Origin of the sequence: Neobacillus drentensis, from assembly GCF_036965425.1 — a bacterium.
In the GTDB taxonomy this organism is placed as follows: domain Bacteria; phylum Bacillota; class Bacilli; order Bacillales; family Cytobacillaceae; genus Neobacillus; species Neobacillus drentensis_F.
Genome location: NZ_JBALPP010000080.1, coordinates 1 through 1,685 on the forward strand (window position 1 = coordinate 1; position 1,685 = coordinate 1,685).

At 33.2% G+C, this 1,685-nt stretch carries 2 protein-coding genes; one reads left to right on the forward strand and one right to left on the reverse strand.

Going from position 1 to position 1,685, the window contains the following annotated elements; genetic code table 11:
* Positions 1 to 448: 448 nt before the first annotated feature.
* Positions 449 to 1,012, reverse strand: coding sequence for a GNAT family N-acetyltransferase (locus V7161_RS19235; RefSeq protein WP_335714525.1), 564 nt, complete (start codon positions 1,010 to 1,012; stop codon positions 449 to 451).
* A gap of 277 nt (positions 1,013 to 1,289) precedes the next feature.
* Between V7161_RS19235 and V7161_RS19240 the strand changes: the two genes are divergently transcribed.
* A partial coding sequence (locus tag V7161_RS19240) for a hypothetical protein (RefSeq protein ID WP_335714526.1) occupies positions 1,290 to 1,685 on the forward strand: 396 nt, incomplete at its 3' end.

Below are 1,685 nucleotides of genomic sequence, written 5' to 3' on the forward strand. Positions count from 1 at the left end.
TATCTTACCTTTAATAAACGCTTTGTTGTAATCCTCCTTTTCTTGTGATAATACAGTCATATAGTAATCCTTCAAAACGGCAATGTAATCCACTAATTCTTCTAACTTTTCTTCAGAACCTTTTTGTAATACTCCTCAACAAAATTTTCGAAATATACAGGTCGGTTTATGTAGTTTAATAGTAAATGATAAATAAATGAAAAATATGTAATGGGAAATTAATATAGATAGGAGAAGTGCCTTGGGAAAATAAGATAATTCACAGCCGCTATTAGCGGTTTTTTTTTGGTAAAATAGTAAATTTTTTTCTGTGATCTTTTAACAATAGATAACATAAAAAACATGACCTAAATAAGGAATTGACTTACTATTTTTCTATCATTGCGGAGAGCGATTTCGTTCTTCTTCTGTACTTGTAAAAAAAGCCAAAAGAACCCTTCAACTGGGCTCATTGGTTGAATTCTTTTTTTAATAATGAGTAGACGATGGTGTCGTGAAATTTGGAACCATCAAAGTCTGTTTGCCTAAGGATTCCGTCTTGATGAAAACCGAATTTTTCAAGAAGCTTTTTTGAACCTTGATTTTCTGCATATAAATCTCCGACAATGCGATTTAGTCCAAGTTCATTAAATACGAAAGGTAAAATGGTCTTTAAGACTTCGGTCATAACGCCTTTTTTGTGATAGCCTTGGTGCAAATAGGCACCCATTTCTGCTTTTCTATGCCACATATGGAGTTTATGAAGGCGAAACATGCCAATCACTTCACTGCTGCTTTTTTCGATTATCACCCAAGGAATTTCTTTCTCCATTTGAAAGTTTGCAAGATGATTCTTTATTTTCTCTTCCATTTCCCTAAGTGTTTTGATGGGGTGAGGAGTGACATATTTCATTGTCTCAGCATCGCTCATAAATTCGAATAATGCCGGGGCATCCTCAAGTGATAGACCTCTTAAAAGATACTGTTCTGTTTCAAGAATAGGAATTTCATTGTTTTCAAATGGGTTTATCAATGATAAGCACCTCCTTGTACTACTTATATAATAACGTAAGGATTTTGAAGACAGGGAATACAATGTTGTTTTAGAGAAGCAATTATTTTTGATTATGATTAATTCTTTTTAGAAATGGTGAAATAGCCCTCTCCGATTTATTAGTAACGTCATATTGTTTTTATATATCCATGAATACCTATGCCTAGGACAATTGTGGAAGATTAACTTAAATTTGGTGTCATTATATTCAGGATAATAAAAAAATAATTAACCTTTGTGAGGGGAATGCAGCAAAATGGAAGAAAAAAATCAATACCGTGAAGATTTGCTAGAAGGGTGTAATAACATTTATTCTTACTGGAATAGTATGAGACCAAGGTTTTCAAAACTTGTTGATATAATAATTTTAGAGGAATGGGAAGGATATTGCCGTCAATTAAAAGAGAAATTACTGGCAGATTTAAAAGTGGAAGTCGGGAACCATCAGTCAGCTGAAAGGCTATATCAACAGTGGGAACAGCTATTCAAAGAATCAAATCCTTATCAGGAAGAGATTGAAGACAATTCTGATCAACGTTTGGAATTGGAAGGGCAAAAACAATCCCATGAAGAATTTTTGGAAACAGAAGCTAATAAAGACGAGATTAAAGACAATCCTGATCAACGTTTGGAATTGGAAGAGCAAAAACAA